6 protein-coding genes and 1 pseudogene are annotated in these 6,277 nt (G+C 63.7%); 2 read left to right on the top strand and 5 right to left on the bottom strand.

Going from position 1 to position 6,277, the window contains the following annotated elements:
- Both AC07OC_RS25765 and AC07OC_RS25760 read left to right on the top strand, forming a co-directional pair.
- Positions 1-186: pseudogene (locus AC07OC_RS25765) on the top strand (DUF4148 domain-containing protein); the annotation flags it as partial.
- 146 nt (positions 187-332) lie between these two features.
- Positions 333-1,190: a hypothetical protein gene (locus AC07OC_RS25760; RefSeq protein ID WP_218341839.1), complete on the top strand. Its 858-nt coding sequence runs from the start codon at positions 333-335 to the stop codon at positions 1,188-1,190.
- A gap of 131 nt (positions 1,191-1,321) precedes the next feature.
- Here the strand turns inward: AC07OC_RS25760 and AC07OC_RS25755 are convergent, their stop codons facing one another.
- The 5 genes from AC07OC_RS25755 to AC07OC_RS25735 form a co-directional block, all read right to left on the bottom strand.
- The gene (locus AC07OC_RS25755; protein WP_218298036.1) at positions 1,322-1,738 is read right to left on the bottom strand and encodes a F0F1 ATP synthase subunit epsilon; all 417 of its coding nucleotides are present in this window, start codon (positions 1,736-1,738) and stop codon (positions 1,322-1,324) included.
- Positions 1,739-1,813: 75 nt separating this feature from the next.
- Positions 1,814-3,220 (bottom strand): F0F1 ATP synthase subunit beta, encoded by a 1,407-nt coding sequence (gene atpD, locus AC07OC_RS25750; RefSeq protein WP_055396243.1) that lies wholly within the window; start codon positions 3,218-3,220, stop codon positions 1,814-1,816.
- Between the two features lie 33 nt (positions 3,221-3,253).
- On the bottom strand, positions 3,254-4,120 hold the full coding sequence (gene atpG, locus AC07OC_RS25745; RefSeq protein WP_218298035.1) for a F0F1 ATP synthase subunit gamma: 867 nt from the start codon (positions 4,118-4,120) through the stop codon (positions 3,254-3,256).
- Between the two features lie 18 nt (positions 4,121-4,138).
- On the bottom strand, positions 4,139-5,692 hold the full coding sequence (gene atpA / locus AC07OC_RS25740) for a F0F1 ATP synthase subunit alpha (protein WP_055396240.1): 1,554 nt from the start codon (positions 5,690-5,692) through the stop codon (positions 4,139-4,141).
- A 42-nt stretch (positions 5,693-5,734) separates the two neighbouring features.
- Complete coding sequence (locus AC07OC_RS25735) at positions 5,735-6,277, bottom strand: F0F1 ATP synthase subunit delta (RefSeq protein ID WP_218341840.1); 543 nt, start codon at positions 6,275-6,277, stop codon at positions 5,735-5,737.

Below are 6,277 nucleotides of genomic sequence, written 5' to 3'. Positions count from 1 at the left end.
AACCGCACCCGCGCCGAAGTGGCCGCCGAAGCCGCCACCGTGGCCCAGACCCGCTCCATCGAGCCCGCAGGTTCGCGCGTGGTGACCTACAAGTCCACCGCCGACCGCGCTGCCGTGCGTGCCCAGGCTGCTGAAGCCGTGCGCACCGGCCAGATTTCGGCGGGCGAAATCGGCAACGCCATGTAATGCCCAGATCCCGCATGCGGCGCATGCGGGACGGAAGGTGCAGATGCAAGCCAAAAAGGCTGGGGCCCCGCGAAGGGCCCCGGCCTTTTTCGCATGGGCCGGTCGGTCACAATGGCCGGGCTGATGGTTCCCGCCACGCCGCCGCCATGCCCCCCTTCCGATCCATCGACCACGTCATGCTGCGGCTCCCTGCGGCAGAGCCTCTGTTCGAACTGTTCAGCCGGACCTTCGGCCTGCCCGTGGCGTGGCCCCTGCAGCGCACCGGCTTCGCCACCTATGGCTGGGTGCACGTGGGCAACACGGACCTGGAGTTCTGGGCGGCAGCCGACAATGGCGACCTGCCGGCCTGCGCGCCGCCGCCGCTGGTCCATGGTTTCGCATTGGAGCCCTCCGGGCCCTTGCCCGGCGCCATGGCCCACGCCATCTCGCTGGGCATCGCCTGCAAACCTGCCCGCCCCTTCCAATCTGCAGGCCACCGAGGCGAAGTGGTCACGAACTTCACCAACTCTGTCCTGCTGGATCTGTCAGCCCCCAGCTGTTGCGTGTTCTTCTGCGAATGGGCACCGGGCGCCCCCATCTACCCCTGGGACGATGCCACCACACCCGTGGAACGCCGAATGCGGCACAGGCAGGTGCTGGAGGCAAGCGGTGGCGGCCCCCTGGGGTTGCTCGGGCTGCACGCGGTCCGCATGGGCACGCCGGATCTGGCGGCCCATCGGCGCCATTGGCAGGCGCTGAGCGGTTCTTCCCCCGGCGGCCACTCCATCGCGCTCACCCCGGAGGTCTCGCTGGAACTGGTGCCGGGCGAGCACCTGCGGATTGAATTGCTGTCCTTCAGGGTCCGTTCGCTGGCCGTGGCACGCACCTTTCTGGCCCACCACCAACTGCTGGGGGCCGGCACGGAGGATGGTCAGCTTGGCGTGGCCTGCGAAGGCCTGCACATCCATCTGGTGGAGGCACCGGCTCCGCCCGGCGTCCGCGGCTGCGGCTGCGGCAGTCCATGAAACACCTGCGCCCGCCCAGGCGCTGCAGCCCGGATGGCGCGGGGTGTGGAGGCTCCTTCATTGCATTGCGGCATAAAAAAACCCGGCAAAGCCGGGTTTTCTCTGGGCAGATCCGCGAGGGTCTGAATTGCTTACTTCTTCTGACGGAACTTGCGCAGTGCCGCGATCTGCGCAGCCATCACCGCCAGTTCGGACTGCGCCTTGGCCAGATCGATCTCGCTCTTGGCATTCTTCAGCGCTTCCTCGGCAGAGGCCTTGGCAGCATTGGCCTTCTCGTCGTCCAGGTCCTTGCCGCGGATGGCGGTGTCGGACAGCACGGTCACACAGTTGGGCTGCACTTCCAGAATGCCACCGGCCACGAAAACGAACTCTTCGCTGCCGTCGGCCATTTCGATGCGCACCGAGCCCGGCTTGATGCGCGTGATCAGCGGGGTGTGGCGGGGAAAGATGCCCAGTTCGCCAGCTTCGCCAGGCAGCGCGACAAAGCGTGCTTCACCGGAGAAGATGGACTCTTCGGCACTGACCACATCAACGTGGATGGTGTTCATCATTGCTCCTAGGAAAAGGTGGGTTGCTTGATTGCTGAAGGCCGAGCGGCGGTAGGCTGCTCAGCCGCCGGGCAATCAGGCCACCTTCTTGGCCTTTTCGAAGGCTTCGTCGATGGTGCCCACCATGTAGAACGCCTGTTCCGGCAGGTGATCGCATTCGCCGTTCACGATCATCTTGAAACCACGGATGGTTTCCGACAGGGGAACGTACTTGCCTGGCGAGCCCGTGAACACTTCGGCCACGTGGAAAGGCTGCGACAGGAAACGCTGGATCTTGCGCGCGCGGGCCACGGCCAGCTTGTCTTCAGGAGCCAGTTCGTCCATGCCCAGAATGGCGATGATGTCGCGCAGTTCCTTGTAGCGCTGCAGCGTGCCTTGCACCGCACGGGCCGTGGCGTAGTGGTCTTCGCCCACGACGTTCGGGTCCAGCTGGCGGCTGGTGGAGTCCAGGGGGTCCACGGCAGGGTAGATACCCAGCGAGGCGATGTCACGCGACAGCACCACGGTCGAGTCCAAGTGGGCGAACGTCGTGGCGGGCGATGGGTCGGTCAAGTCATCGGCTGGCACGTACACGGCCTGGATGGAAGTGATAGAACCCACCTTGGTGGACGTAATACGCTCTTGCAGGCGGCCCATTTCCTCGGCCAGCGTAGGCTGGTAGCCCACGGCGGAAGGCATGCGGCCCAGCAGGGCGGACACTTCGGTACCGGCCAGCGTGTAGCGGTAGATGTTGTCCACGAAGAACAGCACGTCACGGCCTTCGTCACGGAAGGACTCGGCGATGGTCAGGCCGGTCAGCGCCACGCGCAGACGGTTGCCTGGGGGCTCGTTCATCTGGCCGTACACCATGGCAACCTTGGACTCTTCGAGCTTCTCCAGGTTCACCACGCCGGAATCGGCCATTTCATGGTAGAAGTCGTTCCCTTCGCGGGTACGCTCGCCCACACCAGCGAACACCGACAGACCGCTGTGGGCCTTGGCGATGTTGTTGATGAGCTCCATCATGTTCACGGTCTTGCCCACGCCGGCACCACCGAACAGCCCCACCTTGCCGCCCTTGGCGAACGGGCACACCAGGTCGATCACCTTGATGCCGGTTTCCAGCAGCTCTTGCGAAGGCGACAGTTCGTCGTACGCAGGGGCCTTGCGGTGGATGGAGGCTGTCAGTTCCTGGCTCACGGGACCACGTTCGTCGATGGGCGCGCCCAGCACATCCATGATGCGGCCCAGCGTCGCCTTGCCCACGGGCACGGTGATGGAGTTGCCGGTGTTGGTCACCATGATGCCGCGGCGCAGGCCGTCGGACGAACCCAGCGCAATGGTACGCACCACGCCGTCGCCCAGCTGCTGCTGCACTTCCAGCGTCAGGGTCGAACCGTCGAGCTTCAGAGCGTCGTAAATCTTGGGCATCTGGTCGCGTGGGAACTCAACGTCCACCACAGCGCCGATACATTGAACAATCTTGCCTTGCACTTGAGCCATTTTTCGCTCCAATAAAGATGTTGGTTGAGCTGCTTACACAGCAGCGGCGCCAGCCACGATTTCCGAAAGTTCTTTCGTGATCGCTGCCTGGCGCGTCTTGTTGTAGACCAGCTTCAACTCGCCAATGACGCTGCCGGCGTTGTCGGTGGCGGCCTTCATGGCCACCATGCGTGCCGACTGCTCGGACGCCATGTTTTCCGCAACCGCCTGGTAGATCAGGGACTCGACATAGCGGACCAGCAGATCGTCGATCACGGTCTGTGCATCGGGCTCGTAGATGTAGTCCCAGCCATGCTCGGTCTTCTCGGCCTGCATCTGCGCGGACGACAGGGGGAGCAGCTGCTCCACCACCGATTCCTGCTTCATGGTGTTGATGAACTTGGTGTACGAGAGGTACACCGCGTTGATCTTGCCTTCCGCATAGGCGTCGAGCAGCACCTTGACCGGGCCGATCAGCTTGTCCAGATGGGGCGTGTCGCCCAGGCCCGTCACGTGCGAAACCACCTTGGCACCGACACGGTTCAGGAAACCCAGGCCCTTGTTGCCGATGGCAACCGCCTCGGTGGACACGCCAGCGCCCTGCAGCTCACGCAGCTTGGACGTCACGACGCGCAGCACGTTGGTGTTCATGCCACCGCACAGGCCCTTGTCGGTCGTCACCACGATCACGCCGGCCGTCTTGGCATCGTTCACCTTCATGAACGGATGCACATATTCCGGATTGGCGTGGCCGAGGTTGGCTGCAATGTTGCGGATCTTCTCGCTGTAAGGGCGGGCAGCCCGCATCCGTTCCTGCGCCTTGCGCATTTTGGATGCAGCCACCATTTCCATGGCTTTGGTGATCTTCTTGGTGTTTTCCACCGATTTGATCTTGCCGCGTATTTCCTTGCCTGCTGCCATGATGGATCCTCGTCCGGTTTAAGCGAACGACTTCTTGAACGCGGCGATGGCAGCGGTCAATTCGGCTTCTGCGTCCTTGTCCATGGCCTTGGCCTGTTCCAGCTTGGCCAGCAGTGCGGCGTGGCTGGTCTTCAGGAACTGGTGCAGGCCGTGTTCGAAGTCGAGAACCTTCTTGACGTCGATGTCGTCCATGAAGCCCTTGTTCACCGCGAACAGCGTGGAAGCCATCAGCGAGATGGACAGCGGGCTGTACTGTGCCTGCTTGAGCAGTTCGGTCACGCGGGCACCGCGGTCCAGCTGCTTGCGGGTGGCTTCGTCCAGGTCGGAAGCGAACTGCGCGAACGCAGCCAGTTCACGGTACTGGGCCAGGTCGGTACGGATACCGCCGGACAGGTTCTTCACCAGCTTGGTCTGGGCAGCACCACCGACGCGCGACACCGAGATACCGGCGTTGATGGCGGGGCGGATACCGGCGTTGAACAGGCTGGTTTCCAGGAAGATCTGGCCGTCCGTGATCGAGATCACGTTGGTAGGCACGAAAGCGGACACGTCGCCGGCTTGCGTTTCGATGATCGGCAGTGCGGTCAGCGAACCGGTCTTGCCCTTGACTTCACCCTTGGTGAAGGCTTCGACGTAGTCGGCGTTCACGCGGGCTGCGCGCTCGAGCAAACGGCTGTGGAGATAGAACACGTCGCCAGGGTAGGCTTCGCGGCCTGGTGGGCGGCGCAGCAGCAGCGACACCTGGCGGTAGGCAACAGCCTGCTTGGACAGGTCGTCATACACGATCAGGGCGTCTTCGCCACGGTCGCGGAAGTACTCGCCCATCGTGCAGCCCGAGTAGGCCGACACGTACTGCATGGCGGCCGATTCGGAGGCCGATGCGGCCACGACGATCGTGTATTCCATGGCGCCGGCTTGTTCCAGCGCGCGCACCACGTTCTTGATCGACGAAGCCTTCTGGCCGATGGCGACGTAGATGCAGGTCACGCCCTGGCCCTTCTGGGCGATGATGGCGTCGATGGCCACGGCGGTCTTGCCGGTCTGGCGGTCGCCGATGATCAGCTCGCGCTGGCCACGGCCCACGGGCACCATCGAGTCGATGGACTTCAGGCCGGTCTGCAGGGGCTGGTCCACCGATTTACGGGCGATCACGCCCGGCGCGACCTTTTCGATCACGTCGGTGAGCTTGGCGTTGATGGGACCCTTGCCGTCGATAGGCTGGCCCAGGGCGTTCACCACGCGGCCGATCAGCTCGGGGCCGACCGGCACTTCCAGAATGCGGCCCGTGCACTTGACGGTGTCGCCTTCGGAGATGTGTTCGTACTCACCCAGAATCACGGCGCCGACAGAGTCGCGCTCGAGGTTCAGGGCCAGGCCGTAGGAGGGCTGGCCGTCCTTGGTGGCGGGGAACTCGAGCATTTCGCCCTGCATCACGTCCGACAGGCCGTGAACGCGCACGATACCGTCGGACACGGACACCACGGTACCCTGGTTGCGGATATCGCTGCTGGCGGCCAGACCTTCGATGCGGCTCTTGATGAGTTCAGAAATTTCTGCGGGATTGAGTTGCATGACTCTTTCCTTCTTTCTTTGGTTCGCTGTCCTCGCCGCGCGTTACGCGGTGAGGGCCGCTTTCATTTGTTCAAGACGGGCCTTGACCGAAGTGTCCAGCACCTCGTCACCCACCACTACGCGAATGCCACCGATCAGGGATTCATCCAGCTGAACGGTGAGATTGAGCTTGCGGCCAAAGCGCTTTTCCAGCGCAGCGCTGACCTCGGCCAATGCTGCTGCGTCCATCGGAAAGGCGCTGTGCACCACGGCATCCGAAGAGCCGCTGCGGCGATTCACGAGGGCACGGAACTGCGCGGCGACTTCCGGCAGCGCGTTGAGGCGCCCGTTGTCGATGACCGTGCGCAGGAAATTCTTGGCCGTGTCGGACAGCGCCGAACGCGCAACCCCCGTGACAACGGCAAACACCTGGTCTGCCGTCACCTTGGGGTTGTCCGCCAGCTGACGCAACTGGGGGTTGGCGGCAATGGCCGCCAGTTCATCGACCCAGGCAGCGGTGCTGGCCAGGTCCATGCCCGCACCCGCGGTAGCGGCCTTGAACAGGGCATCGGCGTAGGGGCGGGCAATGGTGGCGAGTTCAGCCAT

Source organism: Acidovorax sp. GW821-FHT10E04 (assembly GCF_059415185.1).
The sequence above is the reverse complement of the archived record's forward strand: the minus strand, read 5'-3'. Positions and strand labels throughout refer to the sequence as shown.

What these genes read in the sequence shown, in the direction of transcription:
- atpG (WP_218298035.1), bottom strand. Translation starts at nt 4,120, where the DNA reads ATGGCAGCAGGCAAGGAAATACGCGGCAAGATCAAATCGGTGGAAAAC.
- atpA (WP_055396240.1), bottom strand. Translation starts at nt 5,692, where the DNA reads ATGCAACTCAATCCCGCAGAAATTTCTGAACTCATCAAGAGCCGCATC.
- AC07OC_RS25735 (WP_218341840.1), bottom strand. Translation starts at nt 6,277, where the DNA reads ATGGCTGAACTCGCCACCATTGCCCGCCCCTACGCCGATGCCCTGTTC.
- atpD (WP_055396243.1), bottom strand. Translation starts at nt 3,220, where the DNA reads ATGGCTCAAGTGCAAGGCAAGATTGTTCAATGTATCGGCGCTGTGGTG.
- AC07OC_RS25755 (WP_218298036.1), bottom strand. Translation starts at nt 1,738, where the DNA reads ATGAACACCATCCACGTTGATGTGGTCAGTGCCGAAGAGTCCATCTTC.
- AC07OC_RS25760 (WP_218341839.1), top strand. Translation starts at nt 333, where the DNA reads ATGCCCCCCTTCCGATCCATCGACCACGTCATGCTGCGGCTCCCTGCG.